We start from the raw sequence: 25,873 nt of genomic DNA, 5'->3' as shown, positions 1-25,873 counted from the left end.
GGGCGGCGTGCGCGTCGTGATCGCGGAGGATTCGGCCATCCTTCGGGCGGGGCTCGTCGAACTGCTGAACCTTCGGGGGCACGAGGTCGTCGCGGCCGTCGCCGACGGCGATAGCCTGTGCGCGGCGGTCCGCGAACACCGGCCGGACGTGTCCATTGTGGACATCCGGATGCCGCCGACGCACACCGACGAAGGACTGCGCGCGTCGATCGCGCTGCGCGCGGAACTGCCGGGGTGCGCGGTCCTGCTGTTCTCGCAATACGTCGAGACGCAGTACGCGACGGAACTCTTGGCGGACCGCGCCGGTGGCGTCGGGTACCTGTTGAAGGACCGGGTCGCGGAGGTGTCGGACTTCCTCGACGCGCTCCGCCGGGTCGCCGAAGGTGAGACCGTGCTCGACCCGGAGGTGGTCAGCCAGCTCTTCACCGCCACGCGGAAGACCGACGCGCTCGCGGGACTCACGCCGCGGGAGCGGGAGGTGCTGGGGCTGATGGCCGAAGGGCGGTCGAACTCGGCCATCGCGGCGGCGTTGTTCCTTTCGGCGGGGTCGGTGGAGAAGTACGTGTCGAACATCTTCGGGAAGCTGGAGCTTCCTCAGTCCGAAGGGGACAATCGGCGGGTTCTCGCCGTGCTGCGGTACCTCGACTCCTAGACGGGCTGAAGGGGACTTTCCCCGCCTCTCACGCGGTGAAGGACGCTTTCCTCCCCTTCAGCCCGCTTTGTCCACTGTGGATGGTCACCGGGCCGATGCGGCGTGTCGCGAAAGCCACTCTCACACCGTCCGCGAAGTCCGTGAAGGCCTCCTTGAGAGACCCTGGGTCTCTCAAGGAGGCCTTCACGGACTTCGCAGGGATACGTCACCGGGGTTCCGCGGGTACCCCGGTGAGCTCCGGCAGGCACAGCTGCACCCAGGCGACGTCCCGCCACGCACCGTGCTTGTACCCGATCCGCCGGTAGGTCCCCACCGGCTCGAAGCCCATCGCGCGATGCAGCCCGGCGCTCGCGTCGTTCGGCAGCACCATCCCCGCGCAGAAGTTCCGGAAACCTCGCGCCGCCAGCCTGTCCAGTAGCGCCTGATAGAGCGCGCGGCCGCCACCCGTCCTCCGGCGGCCGAGCTCCAGATAGATACTGACCTCGCAAGACCAGCGATAGGACGGGCGCCCACTGAAGGGACCTCCGTAGGCGTAGCCGGCGACGCGGCCTTCGTCGTCTTCGAGGACGAGCCAAGCGTGCGATCGCTGCGCCTTGGCGATGCGCTCGGCCATCTCGTCCGGCTTGGGCGGCTCGGTCTCGAACGAGATCACCGTGTCGGTGACATACGGCGCGTAGATCTCCGCGCACGCCATCGCGTCGGCTTCCGTCGCTTCCCTGATCACCATGGCGACCATAGTAACCGAGGCTGCCACTATAGTGAGCAGCATGTCGGATCCCTTGTCCGCGTCGCTCGCCGCGACGCTCCAGTCCGCGAGAGTCGACCAGAACCTCTCGGCCAACGCCCTGGCCGAGCTGTCGGGCGTGTCCAGGGCGATGATCGGCAAGATCGAACGCGGCGAGGCGCAGCCGACGGCCGTCCTGCTCAGCAGGCTTTCCGCCGCGCTCGGGATGACGCTGTCCGAGCTGATCGCGCGCGCCGAGCACGGCGACCGGCGGCTCGTGCGCGTGGCCGATCAGCCGACCTGGACCGACCCCGACACCGGATACGTGCGGCGCGCGGTGTCGCCGTCCCTCGGCGGGCCGCTGGAACTGGTCGAGGTCGTACTGCCCGCGGGCGCCGAGGTCGCCTTCCCCGCCCACACCTACGCGCTGACCCATCATCAGATCTGGGTGCTCGACGGGCATCTGCGTTTCCGCGAGGGCGACGTCGACCACGAACTCGACGCGGGCGATTGCCTGCAGCTCGGCACTCCGCAGCAGTGCGCCTACGTCAACCCGACCGGCGAACCGGTCCGATATCTGGTCGCGCTCGCCCGGCGGCACGCCTGATACTCGGGGCATGTACTCCCGGGCCCTCGCACACGTCGCGGCGAAAGCACGCGGCGGACACAAGGCAGGCCTGCCGGTGACGGTGCACTTCCATCCCGACAGGTCCACAGTGGACGGACGATCCGTCCTGACGTCGATGGCCGACGACGGTTTCTACCGCAATCAGTTCGAAACCGGGACGAGCAACGGCGGCCTGGCAGCGCGTCCCGGCGGAGCGCGCCGGCGCTGGGAGAGCCGGATGTTCGGCGGCGCCTACGACGACGCGCCGCCCGCCGAACGGCCGAAGTACGGCGCCTTGAACTTCCGCCGCCGTCCCACCGGCGGCGCGCCGCGATTCGGCTCGGCCCATTTCCGGATGGCCGCGCACACCGTCGCGCGGACGACGTTCTGCTATCCGGACAGCGTGCTGCATCCGTCGGATTTCGGTTACGGCACCAGGGTTTCCGCACTGATCGCACTGGCAGAGCGAGGCGATGCGGACCTTCTCGACGACTACGTCGAGGCGCACGTCCACGGTCCCGTCGACCTCGCGACGGACGTCGACGCCCTCGTGCTCGACCCGAGTCACCGCGGAACCGACGTCGAAAAGGCGGCGCTCCGGCTGGACTGTCCCGTCGAATGGCATCCGGGTTTCCGCCTGTCGACCGAAGAACTCGAACGACATCCCGCGTACCGCGGTCCGGAATTCGTCGAACTCGGGCTCGCCCTGGCCGAAGACGGCTTTCTCGATCCGCGTGTCCTCGGCGAGGCGGGTCACCTCGATCCGCAAGCACTCAAACGCGTCTGGCACTACGTCGCGCGCTTCGGGGTACTACCGTGACAGGTATGTACTCCACGGAGATCGAGGTGCGCACCGGCAGCGTGGCCGTGGTCCACGACCTGACCAAGGACGCCGAGTCCTTCCTGCGCGACGCGGACGCCGAGGACGGGATCCTGCACGTCTTCGTCCCGCACGCGACGTCCGGGCTGGCGATCCTCGAGACCGGCGCGGGCAGCGACGAAGACCTGCTCGCCGCGCTCGACGAACTCCTCCCTCGCGACGGGCGCTGGCGGCACCAGCACGGCAGTCCCGGTCACGGCCGTGACCACGTCCTGCCCGCGCTGCTGCCGCCGTTCGCCACGATCCCGGTGATCGGCGGGGTGATGACGCTGGGCACCTGGCAGTCGGTCTGCCTAGTGGACACCAACCTGGACAACCCGGTCCGGCGTGTCCGCTTCAGCCTGCTGGAGGGCTGACCGGGCCGGCCACAGCGCGAGCAGCAGCCCCGCCGCGAGCAGCCCGGCGAGCACCCACACCCCGGTCAGGACGTCCGGCGCGCCGGGAACGCCCTGCAACAAGCTCCGGAGGGCTTCCGCGGAGAACCGGAACGGCGTCCAGGACCACAGCACCGCGCGGTAGGCGGGGTCCAGCAGCTCCGGCACCTGACCGGCGACGGCGGGGGCGACCAGGTACAGCGGACCGAGGATCGCCATCGCCCGCACGCCGAGCAGCCGCAGCAGACCGGTCTGCACGGCGGCGAACCCGGTCGTGGCCAGGAAGAGGAAGCCGACGACGTCCCAGCCGATCGGGAGTGCGGCGTCCCACAGTTTCAGGAATCCGACCAGGACGCCGGTGACCAGCACGCCCGCCGAAACGATCTGCGTGAAGCGCGCGCCTGCTCCCGCGTCCCGGCCGATCCGCTGTCCGGCCAGGACCAGCAAGGCTCCCGAGGCCAGGCAGCCGACCCACGCCAGCGCACTCAGCGCGAGCGGCGCCGTCCGGCCCGCGACGCTCGCCGGACGCAGTGTCTCGACCTTCGGCGTGCCACCGATCGCCTGCGCGGCACCGGTCAGGATCTGTTGCGCGATCTGCGTCCCGGACGGGTTCACCGCCCCGGACACCACGATCGTCGACGGGAGTTCGAGGACGCCGTAGACCTCCTTGTCCTCCAACAGCTTCCGGCCTTCCTCGGGCGAGGTCACCCGCCAGGAGACCTGACCGCCGCCATGGGACGCGATCCCGTTCGCGGCCGCCTGGAGCGGTCCCGGCGGCGCGGCCACGGCGACGGGGAGGCCGTCGGGCGCGACGGTGGCCTGCGCGCCGAAGGTGAGAAAGCCCAGCACGACCGCGACCAGCGCACCGGCCACCGCGACGAGCAAGGCGAAGGCCCCGGCGGGGCGACGGTTCGACATGACCGTCCTCCATTTATTCGTCATCCGTTGAATTAGCTGCCAAGGTAAGTGTCCGCTCCCAAGAAGTCAACAGACGTTGAATAAGCTCACCGGTACCTTCGACCGCGTGACTACTCCGCATCGGCTAGTGCTGTGGGACATCGACCAGACCCTCGTGGACCTGCGCGGTATCGGCGCCGCCTGGTACACGGCCGCGCTCGCCGAGGTCGCGGGCGTCGAACTGCGGGCGTTGCCGAACTTCGGCGGCCGCACCGAACGCGCCATCAGCTCGGACATCCTGACCTCGCACGGCGTCGAGCCCACCGAGGAGAACGTGCGCAAACTCTGGCTCGCGCTGATCGCGGTCTCCGAAAGCCACGCGCCGACCCTGTCCTCGAACGGCCGGGCGCTTCCGGGCGCGAAGGACGCGCTGAACGCCTTCGCCCGGCACGGCGGTGTCGTCCAGACGCTGGTCACGGGCAATCTGCCGGAGATCTCCGTGCACAAGCTGACCGCGTTCGACCTGCACGAACACGTGGACTTCGAGATCGGCGGCTACGGCTCGCTCTCGGCGCACCGGCCGGACCTGGTGCCCGCCGCCGTCAGTCAAGCCTCGGCGAAGCACGGCACCGACTTCGCGCCCGCGTCGGTCGTCGTCATCGGCGACACCCCGGACGACGTGCGGGCCGCGCTCGACAACGGCGCCGTCGCGGTGGCCGTGGCGACGGGCCAGTTCAGCGCGGAGGAACTGGCCGACGCCGGGGCGCACACCGTGCTCGGCGACCTGTCCGACCTGGCAGCGGTGCGCGCGGCCGTACTCGGGGAGGCCAACTAAGCTCGCTCCATGGCATACCCAGGCGGTAACGGCTGGCCGGAGCAGCAACCGCAGCAGCCCTATCAGCAGCAACCCCCGCAGCAGGGGTATCCGCCGCAGAACCCGCCTCAGTACGGCCAGTACCCGCAGCAACCCCAGCAGCCGTACGAGGGTTACCAGCAGTTCCCGCAGCAGACGTACCAGGGCTTCGCGCCGGAGCCGCCGAAGAAGAGCAAGAAGGGCCTCTGGATCGGCCTCGGCGCGCTCGTCCTGGTCATCGCCGTCGGCGCCACGCTCTTCTTCGTCCTGCGGGACGGCGGCGATCAGCAGCCTCAGGCCGGTCCGCCGCCTTCGTCCGTGACGATGCCGCCGTCGTCTTCGGCGTCGAAACCGCCGCCCACGAGCAGCGGTGCCCCGAAAGACAACAAAGTGCCCTCGACGACGCCCGGCTGGCAGGGGATCCTGTCAGCCAAGGACAAGACCGCCTACGACCTTCCCGCGTCCGGCTGGGAGACCAAGCCGGGCCAGATCGTCGGCTACAACGAGGGCGAGTTCAAGATGGTCATCCACGAGGCGTCGACGTACAAACTCGGTGCCTGCCCGGATGCCCGGGGCTCGAACCGCGGCGTCGTCGGGTTCGCCACCGCGGGCGACATCCCGGTCGAGAACGCCGCCAGGGGCGCTGTCCGGCTCTGGATCCAGGCCGCCACCGGCAAGGCCGACGTCCCGATGCCCGAGGTCACGCAGGTCCCGATCGCGAACGGAACGATCCAGGCGGTCAGTTCGACCGGGACGTTCAGCCCGCCCGAGACCGAGGAGTGCCGGGCGCCCAGCGTGAAGCTCACTTCGGCGGCGTTCAAATCCGGCGAACAGACCATCTGCTTCGTCATGGCCATCGACCAGGGCACACCCGACGCGCTGCCCGACGCGGACGCGCGAAAGATCCTCACCAGTCTGAGGCCGCAGCCATGACCGGCCCCGGTGGGCGCTCCGACGAACCGCGAACGTGGTTCGTCGATCCGCTCACCGGGCAGCCGCTCGAACCCGAGACCGAAGCCGAGCGGACGAGGCCGATTCCGGTCGTCCTGGACACCGTCCCGGCACGCCGGCGCCTTCGTCTCAGGCCCACGCTGGGCATCATCGGGCTGATCATCGTCCTCGCGGTCGGCACCACCGCCACCTACCAGGCCAAGACCGCGCCACCGCCGCCCGCGCGGGACATCGCCCTGCCCGATCCGGTGGCGCCCACCAGGATCGAGCCCGTGATCGCGGGCTGGCAACCCGTGCAGTCCGACGACCATCCGCTCGTCTTCGACGTCCCGCCGGACTGGAAGCTCGAAAAGCCCGACGTCGCCATCGGCTACGAGACGCCGGAAGGCGACCTCGTCACCTTGCAAGGCGTCGCCCGGTACCACCGCGATTTCTGCCCCGGCTCCGATCTCTCGTCGCGGGCGATGGCGGGGTTCACCACCATCGACGAGGGCGAGGTCGGCGGCACCACCCAGGCGGCGGAGGAGACGACCCTGCGCTGGGCCGAAGCCGCGTACGGCTCCGACGGCGAAGGACAGCCCCCGAAGACCGAAGTCGGCCAGGCCGGTCCGGTCACGATGCTCGACGGCGGCGCGACCGCCACCGCCGTGACCACCACCGTCGTCCCCGCCCCGAACGGACCGTGCCCGGCGCCGTCGGTCGCGATCACCGCGATCGCCCTCCCCCTGCGCGCGCTGCCCGGATCCGGCCGTTACCACGTCCTTCTGGTGCTGGCGGACCAGGGGATCCCCGACGCCGTCGCCAGGGACATCGTCCTCAAGATGGGTGAGACCATCCGTCGCGAGTAGCACTCCCCTAAGGGAAATATGGGTCCCGTGCCGGATGTGTCGGACCGGTCTCGGCGCCTAATTTGATTCCATGCCAAAAGGGGGAAGCGGGACGGCCGCGCCGGGCCGGACGCACAAGATCGCCACGGTGTTGAGACACCGGTTGCCTTTCACGACCCTCGTCACGCTGACCATGCTCGCGCTCGCCTTGGCCACGGGCGCGCTCTGGTCGGCCGCCGAGGATCGCGCGGTGTACCCGTACATCGCGTATGGGCTGCCGTCGCTCGAATCAGGCCGGTGGTGGACGGTGCTCACCGGACCGCTGTTCGCGGTCGTCCCGTTGTACTACCTGCCGATGGTGCTCAGCTTCGCGCTGTTCGCCGGGTTCGCGGAATGGCGGCTCGGGACGCGCCGGGCGATGGCGGTCACCATCGGCGGCCAGTTCGTCAGCGTCCTGGTGGCCGTGCAGTTCCTGGCGCTGAGCCGGAACTCCGGCTGGGAGTGGGCGGAACGGATCGCCGGCAGCCTCGACGTCGGGTTCTCCGGGGGCGCTCTCGCCGCGGTCGCGGTCGCCAGCGCCACCCTGCGCCCGCCGTGGCGCCTGCGGTTGCGCGCCGGGCTGTGCGTCTACGCCGGGGTCGCGATCATCTTCGTCGGCACGCTCGCCGACCTCGTGCACTTCTTCGCCCTCGTCCTGGCCCTGCCGTTCGGGCGCAAGTTCCTCGGGTCGAAGGACTCCAGCCGCGAGCGGCGGCCGAGCCTGCGCGAGTGGCGGTTCTACGTGATGGCCGGCCTGCTGGTGCTGACGGTCGCCGAACTGGTGATGTCCTTCGTGCCGGGCAACGGTCCCTTCGGTTCGTCCGAGGAACTCTCGCTGTCCACCTGGGAAGTCGTCATCCTGTGCGTGATCGTGGTGCCGATCATGAACGGCCTGCGCAAGGGCAGCCAGGTCGCCTGGTGGTCCGCGATGATCCTGACGTCGTTCGTCATCCTTCAGGTGATGGCCTACGGCGGGGTGCTCGCACTGGCCGAGGTCTTCGGTGACGACGCCGGGCTGATGGATCCGCCGCTGTTCTTCGTGGACAACCTCCTGTGGACGGTCGAGTTCGCGATGCTGATCGCCTCCCGCGGCGCCTTCCGGGTGCCGTCGCGCCGGAAGCGCCGTCGTCTCGGCCGGATGGGCAACCCCGCGCTGGCCCGCACGCTGCTCAGCCGTCACGGCGGAAGCACCCTTTCGTGGATGACGACGTGGCCGCAGAACTCGTACTTCGTGGCCGCGGACGGCAAGTCCTACCTCGCCTACCGGCGGCACGCCGGGGTCGCCATCGCCCTCGGCGACCCGATCGCCCCGGACGGCGCCGCCGACCGGACGATCGCCGAGTTCATCACGATGTGCGAGAACACCGGTCTCGTGCCGTGCCTGTTCTCCGCCACCGGCGACACCACCGCCAAGACCGACGAACTCGGCTGGAAGCAGGTCCAGGTCGCCGAGGACACCCTGATCGAACTGGACACGCTGGAGTTCCGCGGCAAGCGCTGGCAGGACGTGCGGACCGCGCTCAACCGCGCCAAGAAGGACGGCATCGAGTTCCGGCTCGTCCGGCTCGCCGACCAGCCGCGCGCGGTGATCTCGCAGGTGCGCGCGATCTCCGAAGAGTGGATCAGCGACAAGGGCATGCCGGAGATGGGCTTCACCCTCGGCGGGGTCGACGAGGCGATGGACCCCGAGACCCGCGTGGGCCTCGCGGTGGACGCCGACGGCGTGGTCCACGGCGTGACGTCGTGGATGCCGGTCTACACCGGCGCGGGCGCGGTCGGCGGCTGGACGCTCGACGTCATGCGCAAGCGTGCCGACGGATTCCGCCCGTCGATGGAGTTCCTGATCGCGTCGTCGTGCCTGGCCTTCCGTGAAGAAGGCGCGAAGTTCGTTTCGCTGTCCGGTGCCCCGCTGGCGAGCTCCGGCGAACCCGCGCACGCCGTCGAGCGGGTGCTGGACGCGCTCGGCACGATGATGGAGCCGTTCTACGGATTCCGTTCACTGCACGCGTTCAAGGCGAAGTTCCAGCCGCGGCACGTCCCGCTGTACCTCGCGTTCCGCGACGAAGCGGATCTGCCGCGGATCGGGATCGCCCTCGGCCGGGCCTACCTGCCGAACACCGGGCTGCTACGGCTGGCGAAGCTCGCGCGGTCCGGCAAGAAGCCTCAGCGCAACGTCGAAGGCGGCGGCGTGATGGTCTTGCGGTCCGCTTCCGGGACGCCTCGGTAGGTCTTGAGGATCTTCAGGATCTGTTCGCGGTCCGCCCCGCCTGGCGTGTCCTGGCCGGAATAGACGGCCAGGACCGCCGAGGCGTCGCCCAGCTGCGGCGCGAGCACGCCGACCAGGGCGCGCTGCGCGCCGCACGGTCCCGGCGGGGTCACGACCTCCGCGAGGACGATGCTCGCGGGGATCTTCTTGCCGGAACCGAGCGTGAACTCGGTCGCCTGGGGCGGTTCCGGGCTGATCTTGGCCGTGAGCGGGCCGTCTTCCGGGTTGTAGGCGCTGACGGTGAGGTCGTCGAGCGCCTTGCGCGCCGCGACAGAGGCGTCAGCGGGGTCGGCGGCCTTCACGTTCGCCACGCCGCTGCCGCCGATCCTGCTTCGCTTCTCCTGCGGGCAGTAGCCCTCCCCGACGAAAGCACTGGCGACCATCGTGATGCCCGGGACCTGGGTGCCCTTCTCCCAGCCGTGGATCGTGCCGGGTTTCGGCGTCCAGTTCGGCGGGACGTCGTAGGCGTAGACGCCGTCCTTCCCCGCCACGGACTGCCAGCCCTCGGTCACCGGCGGCGCGACGACCCGAGGCGAAGGCGTGTAGACGGTCGGAGTCCGCGGCGTCGGGGCGCTGCTTTCCGACGAGCTGTCGCCGTTGTTCGCGAGCGCGGCGATGGCGATGACGCCGAGCGTGGCGAAGAAGCCGTACATGGCCCGTCGCCCGCTTCGCGACATCGGTTGCTTCGCCGGCTTTTGCGGCTCCGGCGAGGGTTCTGGTTTGGGTTCGGCCGGTTCCGGGGTCGGCGCGTAGCCGGACGAATCCGAGGGCTGATAGCCCCCGAACCCGTCCAGCGCCGCGTTGTCCTCGTAGCCCGGGGAATCCCCGCGCTTCTTGCCGAACAGGCCCATTACGAGCGGACGAGCTTGACCAGGTGCTCCACGACCGCGTCGACGGCGATCTCCTCGCGGTCGCCGGTGCGGCGGTCCTTGACCTCGACGACGCCGTTCGCGAGACCGCGCCCGACGACGAGGATCGTCGGCACGCCGACGAGTTCGGCGTCGGCGAACTTCACGCCCGGGGTGGCCTTGCGGTCGTCGAGGACGACCTCGATCCCGGCAGCGTCCAGTTCGGCCGCGAGCTTCTCCGCGCCGGCGGCGACCGTCTCGTCCTTGCCCGCGATGACCACGTGCACGTCGAACGGCGAGACCTCGCGCGGCCAGACGATGCCGAGGTCGTCGTGGTTCTGCTCGGCGAGGACGCCGACCAGCCGCGAGACGCCGACGCCGTACGAACCCATGGTGATGCGGATGGGCTTGGAGTCCGGGCCGAGCGCGTCCAGCTCGAAGGCGTCCGCGTACTTGCGGCCGAGCTGGAAGATGTGCCCGATCTCGATGCCGCGCGCGGCGACCAGGGTGCCCTGGCCGTCGGGCGACGCGTCGCCTTCGCGGACCTCGGCGGCCTCGATCGTGCCGTCACCGGTGAAGTCGCGGCCCGCGACCAGGTCGACCACGTGGTGGTCGCGCTCGTCGGCGCCGGTGACCCAGGCCGTGCCGTCGACGACGCGCGGGTCGAGCAGGTAGCGGACGCCGTTGTCCTTCAGCGCCTTCGGGCCGATGTAGCCCTTGACGAGGAAGGGGTTCTTGGCGAAGTCGGCCTCTTCGAGCAGCTCGAACTCGGCGGGCTCGAGCGACGCTTCGAGGCGCTTCGTGTCGACCTCGCGGTCACCGGGGAGACCGATGGCCAGCAGCTCCCACTCCTTGGCGCCCGGCTGGCGGGTCTTCACCAGGACGTTCTTGAGCGTGTCCGCGGCGGTGAAGGTGCGCCCGAGGTCCGCGTTGTTCAGGAACGTGACCAGCGACTCGATGGTCGGGGTGTCCGGCGTGTGGTGGACCTTCGACTCGGGCAGGCCCTCGATCGGCTTCGCCTCGGGAGCGGGCGTGGTGACCGCTTCGACGTTGGCCGCGTAACCCGATTCGGTGCTGCGGACGTAGGTGTCCTCACCGGTCTCGGCGACGGCGAGGAACTCCTCGGAGGCCGAGCCGCCCATGGCGCCGGAGGTCGCCTTCACGACGACGTACTCGATGCCGAGACGGTCGAACAGCTTCGTGTACGCCTGGCGGTGCAGCTCGTAAGACTTCGTCAGGCCGTCGTCGTCGAGGTCGAAGGAGTAGGAGTCCTTCATGACGAACTCGCGGCCGCGCAGGATCCCGGCGCGGGGACGCGCCTCGTCGCGGTACTTGGTCTGGATTTGGTACAGGACGACGGGGTAGTCCTTGTACGAGCTGTACTCACCCTTCACAGTGAGCGCGAAGAGCTCTTCGTGCGTCGGGCCGAGGAGGTAGTCGACGCCCTTGCGGTCCTTGAGACGGAAGAGGGCGTCGCCGTACTCGGTCCAGCGGCCGGTGGCCTCGTAGGGCTCCTTCGGCAGCAGCGCGGGGAACTGGATCTCCTGCGCGCCGATGGCGTTCATCTCTTCGCGGACGACGTTCTCGACACGGCGCAGCACCCGCAGGCCCAGCGGCAGCCAGGAGTAGCCGCCCGGGGCCACCCGGCGGACGTAGCCGGCGCGTACCAGGAGCCGGTGGCTCGGTACCTCGGCGTCCGCCGGATCCTCGCGCAAGGTGCGAAGGAACAACGACGACATCCTGGTGATCACTTCTGGGCTCCTCGCTGGAATTACGTGCTTAGACGTTCTGCGCAGCGTAGTCACCCCGCCCCGGGGCGGTTCAACCGGTTATCGCGGGCGCCCGGTTTTGTCGGTGGGCCCCGCTAGCGTGCCGCCATGGGTATCGACCTGGGCATGATCACGATCGACTGCGCGGATCCGCGCGGGCTCGCGGCGTTCTGGACGAAGGCGCTCGGGGTGGAGGTGGATCAGGACTACGAGGGCGAGTTCCTGATCCTGCACCCCAAGGCCGGGGCGGGGCCCGTGTTCGCCTTCCAGCGCGTGCCGGAATCGCGTGTCGCCAAGAACCGGGTCCACATGGACTTCGCGACCGAAGACAGACAGAAGGAGGTGGAACGTTTGATCGGACTGGGCGCGAAGAAGCTCGACGAGCACGAGATGCCAGGTATCGCCTGGACGGTGCTCGCCGATCCCGTGGGCAACGAATTCTGCGTCGCCACCCACGGCTGAGTCACGTCCCGCCGATCGCCGGTGTCGTCCGTCTGATCACGTGTGTCGTCCGTCTGATCACACGCGCCGTCCGTCCGGTCACGAACGTCGTCCGTCCGGTCACGCGTGAGATCCGTTGACGGTAGGCCCACGGGGTGGCAATCGGCGCTGTCCGGCAAGACGTGCGCGCAGCCGTGATCAGCCGGACGAGACCATCGGACCAGGCGTACCGGTCGCGTCCGGCCTCGGTCAGAGGTCCGGAGGGGCGGGCAGCAGCTCGCGGACCTCTTGCGCGCAGCGGCAGGCGACGGCGAGCTTGGCCGCCCACTGCAACGCTTCTTCGCGCGTGGGCACGTCGACGATCGAGAATCCGCCGAGGTACTGCTTGCTCGCCGGGTCCGGCGCGTCGGCGATCGTCCCGTCGGTGGACACCACGCTCGTCCCGTCCCGGGGCGTCAGTCCGCCGCCGAAGACCCACGCGCCTGCGTCCATGGCCGCCCGGACCACCGCGACCGTCGCTTCGGTGACGGCGGGCAGGTCCTCCTCGGAGACCCGCATCGCGCCTTCGTCGAACGAGATCAGGTACTGGGTCACTCCGGCTCCTTCGTCCCTGGGCGAGGGAGAAGAGTCTCGTCCAAGCGGGTGTGGAAGGGCAACGGATTCCGCGGCGAGTCCGATGGTCAGAATGGTGGTATGACGGAGCGAGCCATCCTGCCCTGGTCCGACATCGAGCTGCCCGAAGGCCTGAGCGCGCGGCTCTACGACGGCACGGGTCCGCTGCCGGACGGCGACCTCGATGACGTCGAGGTCTACGTGCTGCCGTACGACTCGGGACCGGAGCCGGCGAAGCTGATCGCCCGGCTTCCGTCGCTGAAGCTCGTGCAGGCGCTTTCGGCCGGGGTGGAGAAGCTGGTCCCGCTGATGCCGGCGGGAGTGAAGCTGGCCAACGGCCGCGGCCTGCACGACCTCAGCGTGGCCGAGCACGCGCTGGCGCTGATCCACGCGTCCCAGCGGGATCTGCCGCGCTGGTTCGCGCAGCAGGCGACGGCGTCGTGGGAACGCGAGCACACGCGCTCGCTGGCGGACAGCCGCGTGCTGCTGGTCGGCCACGGCTCGATCGGCCAGGCCATCGAGCGGCAGCTGGTCGCGGCCGAAGCCGTCGTGACCAGAGTGGCGAGCACGGCCAGGCCCTCGGAACGGGTGCACGGCGTCGGCGAACTGGCGGAACTGCTGCCGTCCGCCGACATCGTGGTCCTGATCCTGCCCGAAACGCCCGCGACCACGGGTTTGTTCGGCGCCGCGGAACTCGCCGCGCTGCCGGACGGCGCCCTGGTGGTGAACGTAGGGCGGGGCTCGGCGATCGACACCGGCGCGCTCACGGCGGAGACCGTCTCCGGACGGCTGCGGGCCGCGCTGGACGTCGTCGATCCCGAGCCGCTGCCCGCCGGGCATCCGCTGTGGACCTCGCCGGGCGTGATCATCACGCCGCATATCGCGGGCGGGTCGGCGTCGTTCTACCCGCGCGCGAAGCGACTGGTCGCCGAGCAGCTGCGCCGCTACGCCGCCGGTGAAGACCCGCTGCACGTCGTCGGCTGACGTACTTGTCGCGATGCGCCCGCACCCGGCTCATTCGCCGGGTTCGTGACTCACGTGATCAGACGGCGAGCACACGTGCTTGAAGGCGGAACTCACGTGTGCGGCGCCCGATCACGCGAGTTCCGCCTTCAAGCACGCGAGATCCGCGTCTGAGCACGCGAGTCCGGCGCCGCGTCACCCTCGGTCGCCGGTTGCCCTTGGCGCGTTTCGTCCTCTGAATGCGAGACGGCCTAGGGCCAGTGGGTGCGGTAGGCGAGCCAGTCGCGCATGGCCGCGGCGAGACGGCGCTGCGCCGCGCGGACCCCGGTCGTCGCGGGTGGTTCCGGTAGCCGGGACGCCCGTTCGGCGTGTCCGGCCAGGGCGACGCCGAACGCGGTGACCGCCCAGACCGGGACTCCGGTGAGCACCGGGCGCCGCCGCAGCAGGCGGTCGACGTCGGCCGGTTCGTGCCCGGCGTCGAGCAGATACGGGACGAGCGCGACCAGATCGAGCCAGCCCGCGCCCCTCGCCGGGTAGCGCCAGTTGGTGACGAGCACCCGGCCCGGGCCGGTCCGCACCAGGTATTCGGGCTGGATGTCGTTGTGCAGCAAAGTGTCCCCGGCCGACCAGGGATGCCAGGACGTCTCCAGCTGGACGAGCCTGTCCATGTTGCGGACGGCCCAGCCGTCGAGGTCGGACGGCGGCTCCTTCGCCAGTTCGTGCCAGCCGCGCAGGAGCGGGCCGAGGTCGTCGAGCGCGTCCGGCACGTCGGGCAGCGGACACGGTGTGAGCGTGCGCCCGAGCGCGCCGAAAGTGGCCAGGACCGCGGAAAGGTCCGGCGAGCCCGGGCGCAGGTTCGGCCTCGTGCCGTCGAAGTCGGCGAACGCGAGCACCAGCCATTCGCCGTCCACAAAGGACAGAAGCTTCGGCGTGGGTGCCGCCGAGGGCAGCCGTCGCGCGATAGCCGCCTCCGTCCGGTAGCCACCCGCTCGCGGACTGCTCGCCGGGATCGCCTTCAGGAAGACCCAGCGATGTTCGCGTTCGAGTTCGAGCCTGGCGGCGACACCGCCGTCGAATTCCGGTGTCTGCCACAACGAACGACGGACCACCGAACCGAGCTCACGCTCCACGGCGTCACGCGTCGCCGACGGCAGATCGTGCCAGCCGAGGCGTGCGGAAACCGGCAACGCCCTACCACCCCCAGCGATCTCTCCGAGAAGATCGACTGTACCGAAATCCACCCTTTCGGGTGTCAACCGGTCAGGCGGAGACGGCCTTCACATAGCCTGCCCAGCGCTGATGCTCGCCGAACCCGACACGTTCGTAGACGCCGAGGGCGCGGTGGGTGTTGTCCTGATCGACATTGAGCGAGGCACGCCGGAAGCCCGCCGCCTTGGCTTTGACGAGCGTGTGCCCGAGCAGCGCGCCGGCGATACCGCGTCCGCGAAGGCTCGCGTCCGTCCCGACATGGCTGACGTACAGCTCTTTCACACCGGTCGCGGCCTCGTCGGAGGCGAAGTGGGCGCACAGCACCATCGCGACCACCCGGTCCCGCTCCGGGCTCAGCAACAGGAAAGACAGCTCCCGCTGGAAGTCCTTCCCGCCGACCACGAGATGCCGCCACGCCTCCGGGGACTGCTCCGTGCTCCCCCAGTGGTCCGCGAAGGTCTCGTTCCGGCACCGCAAGGTGAGTTCTTCGTACTCGTCCTCGTAGGCGACGAGGGGGAACTCTTCCGGCAGCGGTTTGACCGGCGGGATCGACGCGAGGTCCGCGCGCATGTCGACGAACCACCGCGCGTGCTCGTACCCGGCGTCCACCAGCACCTCGGAGAGCCAGCGCTGCCTGGTGTTGGCCGCGGCGTGGAGCTCCAGCGGCGCGTCCGGGAAGGTCTTCGCGTGGATCTCCTTGCCCGTCTTCTCGAACCAGGCCGTGAGGTGCGCGGCGATCGCGTCGTCGCGGTAATCGGGGTGGACCAGCGTCTCGACCCGCACCATATGCGCCGGATTCGCCGCGTCACGCCGCCTGAGCAAGCCGTAGGCGACCAGCTTCTCGCCGTCCCAGGCGCTGGTGGTCGCTGTCGGCAGGTCGATGTTCGGCGAGCTGATCTCTTCGGCGAGATCCTCGGCGCTGTAATGCTCTTCGATCGGCTCGGCACGTTCCGCCGCGGCGAAGGTCTCGGCGAGTCGCGGAGTGTCGTCCAAGGTCAGCGGACGCCAGGTCAGGCTCATGCGGACGAGGCTAAGCCCGCGCCTCGGAGTGACGCACCCCATTTAGTTACGCTTCCGTGGTGCTCGTGCTGCTCCCCCCTTCCGAAACCAAGGCCGCCGGTGGCACCGGCGCGCCACTGGATCTCGGCGCCCTGTCGTTCCCGGAACTGACCCCGACCAGGGCGAAGCTGGCCGACGCGCTGACCGAACTGGCGGCCGACGTCCCGGCGAGTGTCAACGCGCTCGGCATCACGCCGCGGCAGGCCGACGAAGTCGCCCGCAACGCCGAGCTGTGGTCCTCGCCCACGATGCCCGCGCTGCGCCGCTACACCGGGGTGCTCTACGACGCGCTCGACGTGAAGTCGTTCACCAAGGCGACGCTGGCGAAGGCCGAGAAGCGTCTCGCCGTCGCTTCGGCGCTGTTCGGCGTGGTCGCGGCGACCGACCCGATCCCCGCGTACCGGCTTTCCGGCGGGAACGCGCTGCCGTCGCTGGGGACCATCCGCAGCGTGTGGAAGCCGGTGCTCGAACCGGTGCTCCAGAACATCGAAGGGCTCGTCGTCGACCTGCGTTCCGGGACGTACTCGGCGCTCGCGAAACTCCGGCCGGACGCGGTGACCGTGCGCGTCGTCACCGAGGACGCGAAGGGCAACCGGACCACCGTGAGCCACTTCAACAAGGCCTACAAGGGACGGCTGGCCGCGGAGCTGGTGAAGTCCCGCAGCGAACCGTCCACTGTGGAACAGCTGCTGCGGGTGCTGTCGAAGGCCGGTCTCGACGTCGAGCGCACCGGTGACCACTGCATCGAACTACTCACCGGCGACGGCGTGCATTAGTTCCGTACCCCTACGGGCTTCTTCCTCGATTGTTCCACCAGGCACGGATGCGGAAAGTGATTTCCAGCCACCTGGAAAGGAACCACCGTGAACAGAAGACAACGGTTGCTGGGGATCGCCACCGCCGCCCTCGGCTGCCTCTCGGTCCTCCTGCCTGCTCCCGCGTCCGCCGCGAACCTGACCGCCGTCACCCCGACGGACCAAGCGGTCGTCCCCAGTGGACCGCACACGAACTCCATCGGCGGCACACCCGCCTCGGTCAAGGACCACCCGTTCATCATCGCGGGCCTGCGCCAAGGCGGCTCCCGCCCGCAGGGCCAGACGTGCACCGGTTCGGTCGTCGCGCCGCGCAAGATCCTGATCGCCGCCCACTGCAAGGCGGCCGAGGGCGAGAAGAGCTTCCTGTACGGACTGGACGATCTCAACGCCGGCGGCGGGACGCGGATCGGCGTCGTCAGCTACGACATCCACCCGAAGTACGTCAACTTCGACCAGGGTTACGACGTCGCGGTGGTCACCACGGACGCCGACATCCCGGTGCCGGGTGGCCAGTACGCCAAGGTCGCGACGTCGGCCGACACGGACCTGAACAAGCCGGGCAAGTCCGGGCTGGGGCTCGGCTACGGCAAGAAGGACTTCAACGACGACACCCGCAACGTCGAACTGCACAAGTTCACCCTGCCGATCGTGCAGGGCAGCAACTGCAACGGGGTCGGCGCGGGCTTCAAGGACGCCACGATGGTCTGCAGTGGCTACAGCGACGGCCGCGTCACCATCCTGCCGGGTGACAGCGGCGGGCCGCTCATCGTGGACGGCAAGGTCGTCGGCGTCGCGTCCTGGAGCCGCAGCGACTTCAAGTGGTACAGCGTGTACGGCCGGCTCAACAACGACATGGGCGACTGGGTCAAGCAGCAGATCGGCGAGCCGAACAACCCGGAGACGTTCTCCCTGGCGGTGACGCCGTCCTCGCTCAAGGTCGAGCCGGGCAAGTACGTTTCGGCCACGGTGACCAGCAAGCCGGGAAAGAACGGCGCGGAGAAGGTCGACCTGAGCGCGTCGGGACTTCCGGAAGGCGCGAAGGCCACGTTCCAGCCCGCGTCCATCAACTCGGGTGAATCGGCGAAGGTGAGCATCGAGGTTCCCGCCGGGACGGCCGAAAAGGACTACGCCGTCACGATCTCGGGCAAGGGCACCACCGACACGGCGACCGCGAAACTGACGCTGACCCTCGGCAACGGCGGCCCGCAGCCGAGCGACCTCAAGGTTAGCGTGAGCCCCGGAAGCGGGACCGTCCAGCCCGGCTTCTTCAGCAACGTCACGGTTTCCGCCACCGGCGGCACCGGCGCGATCACGCTTTCGGCGTCCGGGCAGGGCCTGCCGTTCGCCCCGTTCTTCAACCCGAAGACGATCTCGAGCGGCGGCAACTCGACCATGCAGGTGGCCGCGCCGTTCCAGCGCGGCACGTACCCGGTGACCGTCACCGCGACGGACTCGGCGGGCAAGACCGCCACCGCGACCTACACCCTGACCGTCCAGTAGCGCGTGTGTCATGAAAGGGTCGTTCAGGACGAAATATGTCCTGAACGACCCTTTCATGACATATCAGGAGCGGGAAAGCACCGCCATCGCGGCATTGTGACCGGGGATGCCCGAGACACCGCCGCCCCGCACAGCACCCGCGCCACAGAGCAGGACACGGTCGTGTTCAGTCTCGACTCCCCAAAGACCCACCTGAGCGGCATCGGCCGCATAGGGCCACGACAGATCGCGATGGAAGATGTGCCCCGCAGGCAGCCCCAGCTCCGCTTCGAGGTCCAGCGGCGTCTTCGCTTCGACGCACAACCGGTCGTCCGGCGCGCGCAGCACGCAGTCCTCGATCGGCTCCGCCAGCACGCTGTCCAAAGAGGACAAGGTCGCCCGCAGCGCCTCTTCGCGCGCGGCGTCGTTGCGTTCCTCGAACAGCCGCGCGGGCATGTGCAGCCCGAACAACGTCAGCGTCTGCACCCCGGCGGCCCGTTCGGCCGGGCCGAGGATCGACGGGTCGGTCAGCGAATGACAGTAGATCTCACACGGCGGCAACGACGGGATCTTGCCCGCGGCGGCCTCGGCGTAGGCCGTCGCCAACTGCCCATAACCCTCGTTGACGTGGAACGTGCCCCCGAACGCCTCGCGCGGATCGACGCTCGGATCGCGCAGCCGCGGCAGTCGTGACAGGACCATGTTCACCTTGAGCTGCGCGCCTTCCGGGGCCTCCGGCGGCTCCTCCCCCAGCAATCCGGCCAGGACGCGCGGCGCGACGTTCGACAGGACGTGCCCGCCTCGCACGGTGAATTCGTCGTCGCCGAGCCGATAGCGCACCGGACCGTCCGGATCGACGGACAGCACCTCGGCACCGGTCACCAGCCGCGCCCCGGCCGTCCGCGCGGCCGACGCGAGCGCCCCGGTCACCGCACCCATCCCGCCCACCGGCACGTCCCAGTCGCCGGTTTCGTTGCCGATCACGTGGTAGAGCAGGCAAAGGTTCTGCCGGAGGTCGCCGGCGTCGGCGAAGGTCCCGATCAGCGCGTCGGTCAGGACGACGCCGCGGATGGTGTCGTCGCCGAACATCCGGACGAGCGTTTCCGTGATCGGCCGTTCGAACAGCGCGTCCCAGGCCTCCGGCTCGATCCGCGAACGCAGCTCCGCCCGGGAGACCAGCGGTTCGGTCAGCGTCGAGAACGTGGCCTCGGCGACCCGGGACGTCATCGCGTAGAACCGTTGCCACGCCTCGAAGTCCTTGGTGGACCCGGTGAGCGCGGAGAACGACGCCGAGGTGCGGCCGTCGTCGCCCGTGTCGACAAGGAGACCGCCGTCACCGACGGGCGTGTACGACGACATCCGCCGCCGCCGGAGATCGAGTCCGAGCCCGAGATCCGCGACGATCCCCCTCGGCAGCAGGCTCACCAGGTACGAGTACCGCGAAAGCCGGACGTCGACACCGGGAAAGGCCCGGAACGACACCGCCGCCCCGCCGACCTCGTCCCGGCGTTCCAGCACCAGCACCGAACGACCGGCCCTGGCCAGATAGGCGGCGGCCACCAGGCCGTTGTGCCCGCCACCGACGATCACGGCGTCATACGACTCCATCAAGCCTCCCAGCGAAACGACAGTACGCCGCGGTCATCGTGACCGCGGCGCACCGACGTTCGCAAGGACTCAGAAGGTGATGGAGAAGCCTTCGATCGTCCCGCTGTCGAACCGGTAGACGTCACGGACCCGCAGCTTCCAGGTCCCGTTCGCCGGTTCGGACGAGGCGTTCACCGTGTACGACGTGTGCACGCCGCTCGCCTCGCCGATCCCTCCCGCCTGCTTGAGGCCGAACACCGCACCGCTCGGCCCGATCAGGTCTATCGCCAGGTCACCGGTGTAGGTGTGCGCGATGTCGACCTTGACCGGCAGCGTCGCCGACGCCTTGCCGTCGCAGCCTTCCTGCGTCACCGAACTGGTCACCGCGTCACCCGCGTCCGGAATGGACACCGGTGTCGTGTTGGACTTGGCCCCGCATTTCGGGGTGGGGCCGCCTCCGCCGATGAACGAGATGTTCAGCAGCTTGTTCACCGTTCCGCTCGGCAGGCCCTTGAGCACGCCGTCCGAGGAGTTGTTCACCAGCGCGTCCCGCGTCTGCTGCGGGGTGGCGCCGGAGTTGGCGGCGAGATACAGCGCCGCCGCGCCGGCCACGTGCGGCGTGGCCATCGAAGTCCCGCTCATGTTCGCCGAACCACCGTTGGACGTGGACAACGACGTGATGTTGTTGCCAGGGGCGAAGATGTCCACGCACGAACTGTGGTTGGAGAACGACGCCTTGTTGTCGTTCTCGTCCGAGGCGCCGACCGTGATCGCCTCGGGGATACGAGCGGGGCTGACGTTGCAGGCGTTCTGGTTCTCGTTGCCCGCCGCCACCGCGTAGACGAAGCCCGCCGCGATGGACTTCTTGATGACGTCGTCGCCGAGCCCGACCTGGTCCATCTTCAGGCTCAGGTTCGCCACCGCCGGTTTGGTGCCGTTTGAGGTCAGCCACTCCGCCGCGTCCACGATGGCCGAGTCGGGGCCGTTGCCCGAACAGTCGTTGCCCAGCACCTTCAGCCCGACGATCTTGATCTTCTTCGCCACGCCGTAGGTCTTGCTGCCGATGGTGCCCGCGGTGTGACTGCCGTGCCCGTTGCAGTCCTTGCCGTTACCGCCCACGAAGTCCTTGCCGATGGACGCGCGCCCCTCGTACTCGGGGTTCTCCGGGTTGATGCCGGTGTCCATGTCGTAGGCGGTGACGCCCTCGCCCGTGTTCGGGTAGGTGAAGCTCTTGTCCCGCGGCAGGTTCTTCTGGTCGATCCGGTCGAGGCCCCAGGTGGGGTTGGTCTGGGTGCCGACGGCACGCGCGGTGCCGTCCTGGTAGACCGACTTGACCGCCGGATCCGCCGCGAGACGGCGGGCCTGCTGCTCGGACATGCCCTTGACCGAGAACCCGCGGAGCACGTTCTTGTACGCCGACCGGATCTCGCCGCCGTAGCGGCCGGTCAGCGAAACCGAAGACTGCTCGACGGCCTGGGTGCCGACATCGTGGAGCACCACGATGTACTGGTCCCCGTAGTGCTGGTTCGCCTGCACGACAACGCCTTCCGCCTGCGCGGCGACGGCGTTGCCGGCGGCGAGCGCGGCGAGTGCGGTGACCGCGAAGGTCACCACACCGCCGCGCACGCCGCGGCGCATCAGAGACCCGCCACGTTCAGCAGCTTGTTGGTCGAACCGGAACCGGGGCTGGTCACGACGCCGTTGGTGGCGGCGGCGGCCAGACCGGAGGCCACGGCGGCGGGGTTGGCCGACGGGTGCGAGGTCAGGTAGATCGCGGCCGCGCCGGCGACGTGCGGCGTCGCCATCGAGGTCCCGCTCATCTGCTGGGTACCGCCACCGTTGCGCAGCGAGGTGATGTTGGTGCCGGGCGCGAAGATGTCGGTGCAGCTGCCGTAGTTCGAGAACGTGGACCGGCGGTCGTCGTTCTGCGTGGCGTTGACCGTGATGGCTTCCTTCACCCGGGCAGGGCTGGTGCCGCAGGCGTCCGTGTTGGAATTCCCGGAGGCCACCGTGTTCGTGATGCCCGCAGAAACCGCGCGGCGCACAGCGGCGTCGACGCCGTTGTCGGCCGGGCCACCGAGGCTCATGGTGAGCACCGACGGGCCCTTGGCGTTCTTGATGACCCAGTCGATCCCGCTGATGATCTGCGAGTACTGGCCGCTGCCCTGGCAGTTCAGCACGCGGACCGCGACGATCTTGGCGCCCTTGGCCACGCCGTAGGTGGCGCTGCCGACCGTGCCGGCGACGTGCGTGCCGTGGCCCTGGCAGTCCTTGGCGTCGGCGTCGTTGTCGATGAAGTCGTAGCCGCTGGACGCGCGTCCGCCGAATTCGGACTGGCGGTAGTCGACACCGGTGTCGACCACGTAGACCGTCGCCCCGGCCCCGTCGTTCGGGTAGGTGTACTTCTTGTCCAGCGGCAGCTTCTGCTGGTCGATCCGGTCCAGGCCCCAGGTCGGGTTGTTCTGGGTACCGGTCATGTGCGCGACGGCGTCCTGCTGGACGAAGTCGACGTTGGGGTCGGCGGCCAGCCGTTTGGCCTGCGCCTCGGTCATCTTCGCCGAGAAGCCGTTCAGCGCGGCGCCGTAGGTCGCCTTCACCTGGCCGCCGTACTTGGCCGCGAGACCGGCGTCGCCGCTCTTCAACGAGACGATGTACCCGTCCGTGACCGCTCCCGGCACGCCCGCGCCGAGGATCTGCCCCTCGGCGGCCGTCGCGGATCCGGCGAAGGCCAGCGAGGCCGTCACACAGGCCCCGGCGAGTACCGCACCCGCGATCCGGTGACGTCGAAGTTCTCCACGCATTTCCTGAGCTCCGTTCACTCGAACAGGTGGTTCGCGCCGACGGAAATCCGGGCCGACGCCGTGACGAGCAGTCACGCTGGAATCACTTTCGGGTGGCGGTACCTGCGCGAACAAGCGAGGCAACGGTCCGTAGGACTACGTATCTAATAGGAGAATTCACCGTCCCTACGAAAGTTGTGTGACCGTCCGAGCGGGTTCCGTGATCACCGAAATCGCGCCTAAGCTGCGTTCACTCGAACGGTGTGGTTCGTGAAGCGGGGGTGACCCGGCATGGTGATCGGTGGACGCAGAACGAGTTCGCCCGTGCTCGTCGGCCGTGAGGCGGAATTACGGGAGCTCCTCGACGGCGCCATGCGCTCGCCGTCGGTGATCATGCTCGAAGGCGAAGCGGGCGTGGGCAAGACGCGGCTCGCCGCCGAGCTGCTGGCCTGCCCCGAACTGGCGGGACGGCCGGTCATCGCCGGAAGCTGCCAGCCGCTGCGCGAGCCCTTCCCGTACGGCGTGGTGTTCGACGCGCTGAAGGACGTCCGCCCGGCGCGCGAACTCAACCCCGTGACCGGCGTGCTCGGCCCCTACCTGCCGGAACTCGCGGCCTTCCTGCCCGGGCCGCCCGCCCGGCTCGGCGATCCCCGCGCCGAACGGCACCGGCTCTTCCGCGCCGTCCGGGAACTGCTCGGCTCGCTGGGCCCGCACGTCGTCCTCATCGAAGACCTCCACTGGGCGGACGACGGCTCCCGGCGGCTGCTGCGGTTCCTGATGACCGACCCGCCCGCGGGCCTGACCCTCCTGCTCACCTACCGGCGCGAGGAGACACCCGGCGGCATCCCGCTCGGCAGCGCCTACCGGCCCGCGCCGGGAACCGCGCACGTGCCCGTCACCCTCCGCCCGCTGGACCGCGACGGCGTCCAGGCGCTGGTGTCGGCGCTGCTCGGCGAGGCGAACGTCTCGGCCGAGTTCGCCGCGCGGCTGCACGAGCAGTCCGCGGGGCTCCCGTTCGTGGTCGAGGAGATCGTGCACGCGATCGGCGGTGTCGAGGGCGCGGTGCACGCCGACGCCGCGACCGCGGGGCGCCTGCTGGACACGGTCGAAGTCCCGGCGCTGCTGCGCGAGGCGACCGTCGAGCGCCTCGTCGCGCTGCCGTCCGCGGCCCGGCGGATCACCGAGGCCGCCGCCGTTCTCGGCACGCCGTCCACTTCGGACCTGCTGACCGCCGCGGCCGCGATCGCCCCCGAACGTGCCCGCCGCGCGCTCGTCCTCGCGCTCGAACGCAACGTCCTGGTGGAGACCGGCGAGGGCACGTACGGCTTCCGGCACGCGTTCGCCCAGCAGGCCGTCTACCGCGCCATCCCCGGTCCCGACCGCCAGGAACTGCACCGGCGGGCCGCGCGGCTGCTGCGCGACCGCCTCCCGCAGTCCCTGGTCCGGCTCGCCGAGCACTGCCGCAAGGCGGGTGACCGGGCCGGTGCCCTGAAGTACGGCGAAGCGGCCGCCGATCAGGCGTCGACGGTCGGCGATCTCGCCACCGCGACGGACCTGCTCCGCACCCTGCTCGACGAACCGGGCCTGCAACCGTCCGATGTGGACAGACTGGCGGTCAAGTTCAGTTCGGTGGCGTGCAACGGCCTCGCGCAGACCGAGGTCGTCCCGGCGCTGGAGCGGCTGCTTACCGACGGCAGGCTGTCCGGACGGCTGAGCGGCGAGGTCCGGCTGGGGCTCGGACTGCTGCTGGTGCGCCAGGCCGGCGGGCTGGAGGCGGCGAGGACCGAGATCGAGATCGCCGTCAACGACCTCGCGGACCGGCCCGACCTGGCCGGACGCGGGATGGGCGTGCTCGCCCAGCCGTGGGTCGGCGCGACGCCGCTGCGGGAGCACCGGCGGTGGATGGACCGGGTGGACGGGCTCATCGACCGGGCGACCGACCGGCGGCTGAAGATCATCCTGCTGGCCAACAACGCGGCGTCGCGGCTGCACATCGGGGACGCGCGGGGCTGGGACATGCTGGACCTGGCGCCCACCAGCGTGGGCTCGCCCGACGAGCAGCGGCATCTGTCGCGGCTGCACTGCAACAGCGCCGACGCCTGCGCCTGGACGGGACACCATCGGCGGGCCAGGAGCCTGCTGCGCAGCGGGATGCAGCTGGCCGCCGACTGCGGCGCCCCGTACGTCGTCAGCACCGCCAGCGCGACGGCCGTCCACACCGACTGGCTCACCGGGAACTGGGACGGCCTCGCCGAACGGGCCGACGCGCTCATCGACGAGTACCGCGACCTCCTGCCGGTGACCAGCGAACTGTGCCTGGTGCTGGGCCTGCTCGCCGCCGCCCGTGGCGAATGGGACGAGGCCGCGGCCCGGTTCGCCGGCACCGCCGCGGACCAGCCGGAGAACGCGTTCACGCCGGTCGCGATCGCCGCGCACGCCGGGATGGCGGGCATGCTGCTCGCCCAGGACCTCGGCGAGGCCGCCGTCACGCAGGCGGAGAAGGGACTGGAACTCTTGCGCGCCAAGGGTGTCTGGGCCTGGGGTGCCGACCTGCTCTTCGCCGCCGTCGACGCGTACTGCGCCCTCGGACGGGACGACGAGGCGCGGGCGCTGACCGACGAGTTCGAACGCGAGATCGGCGGCCTCGACGCGCCGTCGACCCATGCCGCGCTGGCCGCGAACCGCGGGCTCATCGCGGCCGCCCGGGGCGACCACGCCGCCGCGATCAAGGCCTTCGAGCAGGCGCGGACGCGGTACGAAGCCCTCCCGGCGCCGTATCACGCGGCGCTGATCGCCGAACGGGCCGCGCGGTGCCGCCTCGCCGGGAACGAGGACGTCGCCGAGACCTTCGCCGCGCTCGCCGAGGCGTTCGACCGGCTCGGCGCCACCCGGGACGCCGCGCGCTGCCGCCACGCGTTCCGGTCCACCGGCGCGGTCGCCCCCTCGCGGCGCGGACGCCGGGGCTACGGCGACGAACTGTCCCCGCGCGAGCGCGACGTCGCCCGCCTGCTGGCCGCCGGGCACACCAACCGGGAGATCGCCGAGGTGCTGTTCCTGTCCCGGCGCACGGTGGAACAGCACGTCGCGAGCGTTTTGCGGAAGCTGAAGGTGCGGTCGCGGAGCGAGCTGGCGGGGCTGCGGTCGGCTTAGCCGCTTGGTGGTCGATTAATTCGGTTGCGGACCCCTGCGGGCGTCCGGGATGATCGTCCGCGATCCGGCAGGGAGCCGGTGGATGCGACAG

At 69.9% G+C, this 25,873-nt stretch carries 23 protein-coding genes; 13 read left to right on the top strand and 10 right to left on the bottom strand.

The window, feature by feature from the left end; all coding sequences use genetic code 11:
• The first annotated feature begins 7 nt into the window (after window positions 1-7).
• Complete coding sequence (locus AB0N89_RS23345; RefSeq protein WP_364207682.1) at window positions 8-652, top strand: response regulator transcription factor; 645 nt, start codon at window positions 8-10, stop codon at window positions 650-652.
• A gap of 205 nt (window positions 653-857) precedes the next feature.
• Here the strand turns inward: AB0N89_RS23345 and AB0N89_RS23340 are convergent, their stop codons facing one another.
• On the bottom strand, window positions 858-1,388 hold the full coding sequence (locus AB0N89_RS23340) for an N-acetyltransferase family protein (RefSeq protein WP_364207772.1): 531 nt from the start codon (window positions 1,386-1,388) through the stop codon (window positions 858-860).
• Between the two features lie 31 nt (window positions 1,389-1,419).
• On the opposite strand from AB0N89_RS23340, the gene AB0N89_RS23335 reads away from it, so the two are divergent.
• Genes AB0N89_RS23335 through AB0N89_RS23325 form a run of 3 tightly spaced genes read left to right on the top strand, consistent with a single transcriptional unit; the run spans window position 1,420 to window position 3,219 of the window.
• A complete protein-coding gene (locus AB0N89_RS23335) occupies window positions 1,420-1,983 on the top strand; it encodes an XRE family transcriptional regulator (protein ID WP_364207680.1) in 564 nt (187 codons plus the stop codon).
• A 10-nt stretch (window positions 1,984-1,993) separates the two neighbouring features.
• Window positions 1,994-2,803, top strand: coding sequence for a DUF3626 domain-containing protein (locus AB0N89_RS23330; protein WP_364207678.1), 810 nt, complete (start codon window positions 1,994-1,996; stop codon window positions 2,801-2,803).
• A gap of 5 nt (window positions 2,804-2,808) precedes the next feature.
• Window positions 2,809-3,219 carry a secondary thiamine-phosphate synthase enzyme YjbQ gene (locus tag AB0N89_RS23325; RefSeq protein ID WP_364207676.1) on the top strand — a complete coding sequence of 137 codons (411 nt, stop codon included), beginning with the start codon at window positions 2,809-2,811 and terminating at the stop codon, window positions 3,217-3,219.
• On the opposite strand, the gene AB0N89_RS23320 is transcribed toward AB0N89_RS23325, so the two are convergent.
• Entirely contained in the window at window positions 3,157-4,155 is a 999-nt protein-coding gene (locus AB0N89_RS23320) for an ABC transporter permease (protein ID WP_364207674.1), read from the bottom strand. The genes AB0N89_RS23325 and AB0N89_RS23320 overlap by 63 nt on opposite strands.
• Window positions 4,156-4,282: 127 nt before the next feature.
• Between AB0N89_RS23320 and AB0N89_RS23315 the strand changes: the two genes are divergently transcribed.
• The 4 genes from AB0N89_RS23315 (at window position 4,283) to AB0N89_RS23300 (ending at window position 9,031) form a co-directional block, all read left to right on the top strand.
• A complete protein-coding gene (locus AB0N89_RS23315) occupies window positions 4,283-4,969 on the top strand; it encodes an HAD hydrolase-like protein (RefSeq protein ID WP_364207770.1) in 687 nt (228 codons plus the stop codon).
• 9 nt (window positions 4,970-4,978) lie between these two features.
• Window positions 4,979-5,920 carry a hypothetical protein gene (locus AB0N89_RS23310; RefSeq protein WP_364207672.1) on the top strand — a complete coding sequence of 314 codons (942 nt, stop codon included), beginning with the start codon at window positions 4,979-4,981 and terminating at the stop codon, window positions 5,918-5,920.
• Window positions 5,917-6,786 (top strand): hypothetical protein, encoded by an 870-nt coding sequence (locus tag AB0N89_RS23305; protein WP_364207670.1) that lies wholly within the window; start codon window positions 5,917-5,919, stop codon window positions 6,784-6,786. Before AB0N89_RS23310 ends, AB0N89_RS23305 begins: the two co-directional genes overlap by 4 nt.
• Window positions 6,787-6,856: 70 nt before the next feature.
• Window positions 6,857-9,031 carry a DUF2156 domain-containing protein gene (locus AB0N89_RS23300; RefSeq protein ID WP_364207668.1) on the top strand — a complete coding sequence of 725 codons (2,175 nt, stop codon included), beginning with the start codon at window positions 6,857-6,859 and terminating at the stop codon, window positions 9,029-9,031.
• Here AB0N89_RS23300 and AB0N89_RS23295 read toward each other — a convergent pair.
• Together AB0N89_RS23295 and AB0N89_RS23290 are read right to left on the bottom strand one after the other, a co-directional pair.
• Window positions 8,968-9,921: a hypothetical protein gene (locus AB0N89_RS23295; protein ID WP_364207666.1), complete on the bottom strand. Its 954-nt coding sequence runs from the start codon at window positions 9,919-9,921 to the stop codon at window positions 8,968-8,970. The two genes, AB0N89_RS23300 and AB0N89_RS23295, sit on opposite strands and share 64 nt — an antisense overlap.
• Complete coding sequence (locus AB0N89_RS23290; RefSeq protein ID WP_364207664.1) at window positions 9,921-11,669, bottom strand: proline--tRNA ligase; 1,749 nt, start codon at window positions 11,667-11,669, stop codon at window positions 9,921-9,923. The genes AB0N89_RS23295 and AB0N89_RS23290 overlap by 1 nt, the downstream gene beginning before the upstream one ends.
• A gap of 126 nt (window positions 11,670-11,795) precedes the next feature.
• On the opposite strand from AB0N89_RS23290, the gene AB0N89_RS23285 reads away from it, so the two are divergent.
• Window positions 11,796-12,149, top strand: a complete 354-nt coding sequence (locus tag AB0N89_RS23285) for a VOC family protein (RefSeq protein ID WP_364207662.1) — start codon at window positions 11,796-11,798, stop codon at window positions 12,147-12,149.
• 228 nt (window positions 12,150-12,377) lie between these two features.
• Here AB0N89_RS23285 and AB0N89_RS23280 read toward each other — a convergent pair whose 3' ends face one another.
• Entirely contained in the window at window positions 12,378-12,722 is a 345-nt protein-coding gene (locus AB0N89_RS23280; protein WP_364207660.1) for a YciI family protein, read from the bottom strand.
• 99 nt (window positions 12,723-12,821) lie between these two features.
• Between AB0N89_RS23280 and AB0N89_RS23275 the strand changes: the two genes are divergently transcribed.
• Window positions 12,822-13,724 carry a 2-hydroxyacid dehydrogenase gene (locus AB0N89_RS23275; RefSeq protein ID WP_364207658.1) on the top strand — a complete coding sequence of 301 codons (903 nt, stop codon included), beginning with the start codon at window positions 12,822-12,824 and terminating at the stop codon, window positions 13,722-13,724.
• A 230-nt stretch (window positions 13,725-13,954) separates the two neighbouring features.
• On the opposite strand, the gene AB0N89_RS23270 is transcribed toward AB0N89_RS23275, so the two are convergent.
• Both AB0N89_RS23270 and AB0N89_RS23265 read right to left on the bottom strand, forming a co-directional pair.
• Entirely contained in the window at window positions 13,955-14,890 is a 936-nt protein-coding gene (locus AB0N89_RS23270) for an aminoglycoside phosphotransferase (protein ID WP_364207656.1), read from the bottom strand.
• Window positions 14,891-14,963: 73 nt separating this feature from the next.
• Window positions 14,964-15,932, bottom strand: a complete 969-nt coding sequence (locus tag AB0N89_RS23265) for a GNAT family N-acetyltransferase (RefSeq protein WP_364207654.1) — start codon at window positions 15,930-15,932, stop codon at window positions 14,964-14,966.
• 59 nt (window positions 15,933-15,991) lie between these two features.
• Between AB0N89_RS23265 and yaaA the strand changes: the two genes are divergently transcribed.
• Window positions 15,992-16,747 carry a peroxide stress protein YaaA gene (gene yaaA / locus AB0N89_RS23260; RefSeq protein WP_364207652.1) on the top strand — a complete coding sequence of 252 codons (756 nt, stop codon included), beginning with the start codon at window positions 15,992-15,994 and terminating at the stop codon, window positions 16,745-16,747.
• A gap of 87 nt (window positions 16,748-16,834) precedes the next feature.
• Window positions 16,835-18,286: a trypsin-like serine protease gene (locus AB0N89_RS23255; RefSeq protein WP_364207650.1), complete on the top strand. Its 1,452-nt coding sequence runs from the start codon at window positions 16,835-16,837 to the stop codon at window positions 18,284-18,286.
• Window positions 18,287-18,349: 63 nt separating this feature from the next.
• On the opposite strand, the gene AB0N89_RS23250 is transcribed toward AB0N89_RS23255, so the two are convergent.
• The 3 genes from AB0N89_RS23250 to AB0N89_RS23240 all read right to left on the bottom strand — a co-directional run bounded on the left by AB0N89_RS23250 (window position 18,350) and on the right by AB0N89_RS23240 (window position 22,653).
• Window positions 18,350-19,873, bottom strand: a complete 1,524-nt coding sequence (locus tag AB0N89_RS23250; RefSeq protein ID WP_364207649.1) for an NAD(P)/FAD-dependent oxidoreductase — start codon at window positions 19,871-19,873, stop codon at window positions 18,350-18,352.
• Window positions 19,874-19,942: 69 nt separating this feature from the next.
• On the bottom strand, window positions 19,943-21,490 hold the full coding sequence (locus tag AB0N89_RS23245; protein WP_364207648.1) for a S8 family serine peptidase: 1,548 nt from the start codon (window positions 21,488-21,490) through the stop codon (window positions 19,943-19,945).
• Window positions 21,490-22,653 carry a S8 family peptidase gene (locus AB0N89_RS23240; RefSeq protein WP_364207647.1) on the bottom strand — a complete coding sequence of 388 codons (1,164 nt, stop codon included), beginning with the start codon at window positions 22,651-22,653 and terminating at the stop codon, window positions 21,490-21,492. The genes AB0N89_RS23245 and AB0N89_RS23240 overlap by 1 nt, the downstream gene beginning before the upstream one ends.
• Window positions 22,654-22,956: 303 nt before the next feature.
• On the opposite strand from AB0N89_RS23240, the gene AB0N89_RS23235 reads away from it, so the two are divergent.
• Window positions 22,957-25,782 (top strand): AAA family ATPase, encoded by a 2,826-nt coding sequence (locus tag AB0N89_RS23235; RefSeq protein WP_364207768.1) that lies wholly within the window; start codon window positions 22,957-22,959, stop codon window positions 25,780-25,782.
• The last annotated feature ends 91 nt before the right edge of the window (window positions 25,783-25,873 follow it).

Source organism: Amycolatopsis sp. NPDC089917 (assembly GCF_040684635.1).
GTDB lineage: Bacteria > Actinomycetota > Actinomycetes > Mycobacteriales > Pseudonocardiaceae > Amycolatopsis.
The sequence above is the reverse complement of the archived record's forward strand: the minus strand, read 5'-3'. Positions and strand labels throughout refer to the sequence as shown.

Excerpts from the sequence above, each read along its gene's own strand:
- AB0N89_RS23340 (WP_364207772.1), bottom strand. The coding sequence starts at position 1,388 with ATGGTCGCCATGGTGATCAGGGAAGCGACGGAAGCCGACGCGATGGCG.
- AB0N89_RS23335 (WP_364207680.1), top strand. The coding sequence starts at position 1,420 with ATGTCGGATCCCTTGTCCGCGTCGCTCGCCGCGACGCTCCAGTCCGCG.
- AB0N89_RS23330 (WP_364207678.1), top strand. The coding sequence starts at position 1,994 with ATGTACTCCCGGGCCCTCGCACACGTCGCGGCGAAAGCACGCGGCGGA.
- AB0N89_RS23325 (WP_364207676.1), top strand. The coding sequence starts at position 2,809 with ATGTACTCCACGGAGATCGAGGTGCGCACCGGCAGCGTGGCCGTGGTC.
- AB0N89_RS23320 (WP_364207674.1), bottom strand. The coding sequence starts at position 4,155 with ATGTCGAACCGTCGCCCCGCCGGGGCCTTCGCCTTGCTCGTCGCGGTG.
- AB0N89_RS23310 (WP_364207672.1), top strand. The coding sequence starts at position 4,979 with ATGGCATACCCAGGCGGTAACGGCTGGCCGGAGCAGCAACCGCAGCAG.
- AB0N89_RS23305 (WP_364207670.1), top strand. The coding sequence starts at position 5,917 with ATGACCGGCCCCGGTGGGCGCTCCGACGAACCGCGAACGTGGTTCGTC.
- AB0N89_RS23300 (WP_364207668.1), top strand. The coding sequence starts at position 6,857 with ATGCCAAAAGGGGGAAGCGGGACGGCCGCGCCGGGCCGGACGCACAAG.
- AB0N89_RS23295 (WP_364207666.1), bottom strand. The coding sequence starts at position 9,921 with ATGGGCCTGTTCGGCAAGAAGCGCGGGGATTCCCCGGGCTACGAGGAC.
- AB0N89_RS23285 (WP_364207662.1), top strand. The coding sequence starts at position 11,796 with ATGGGTATCGACCTGGGCATGATCACGATCGACTGCGCGGATCCGCGC.
- AB0N89_RS23275 (WP_364207658.1), top strand. The coding sequence starts at position 12,822 with ATGACGGAGCGAGCCATCCTGCCCTGGTCCGACATCGAGCTGCCCGAA.
- AB0N89_RS23265 (WP_364207654.1), bottom strand. The coding sequence starts at position 15,932 with ATGAGCCTGACCTGGCGTCCGCTGACCTTGGACGACACTCCGCGACTC.
- AB0N89_RS23250 (WP_364207649.1), bottom strand. The coding sequence starts at position 19,873 with ATGGAGTCGTATGACGCCGTGATCGTCGGTGGCGGGCACAACGGCCTG.
- AB0N89_RS23245 (WP_364207648.1), bottom strand. The coding sequence starts at position 21,490 with ATGCGCCGCGGCGTGCGCGGCGGTGTGGTGACCTTCGCGGTCACCGCA.
- AB0N89_RS23240 (WP_364207647.1), bottom strand. The coding sequence starts at position 22,653 with ATGCGTGGAGAACTTCGACGTCACCGGATCGCGGGTGCGGTACTCGCC.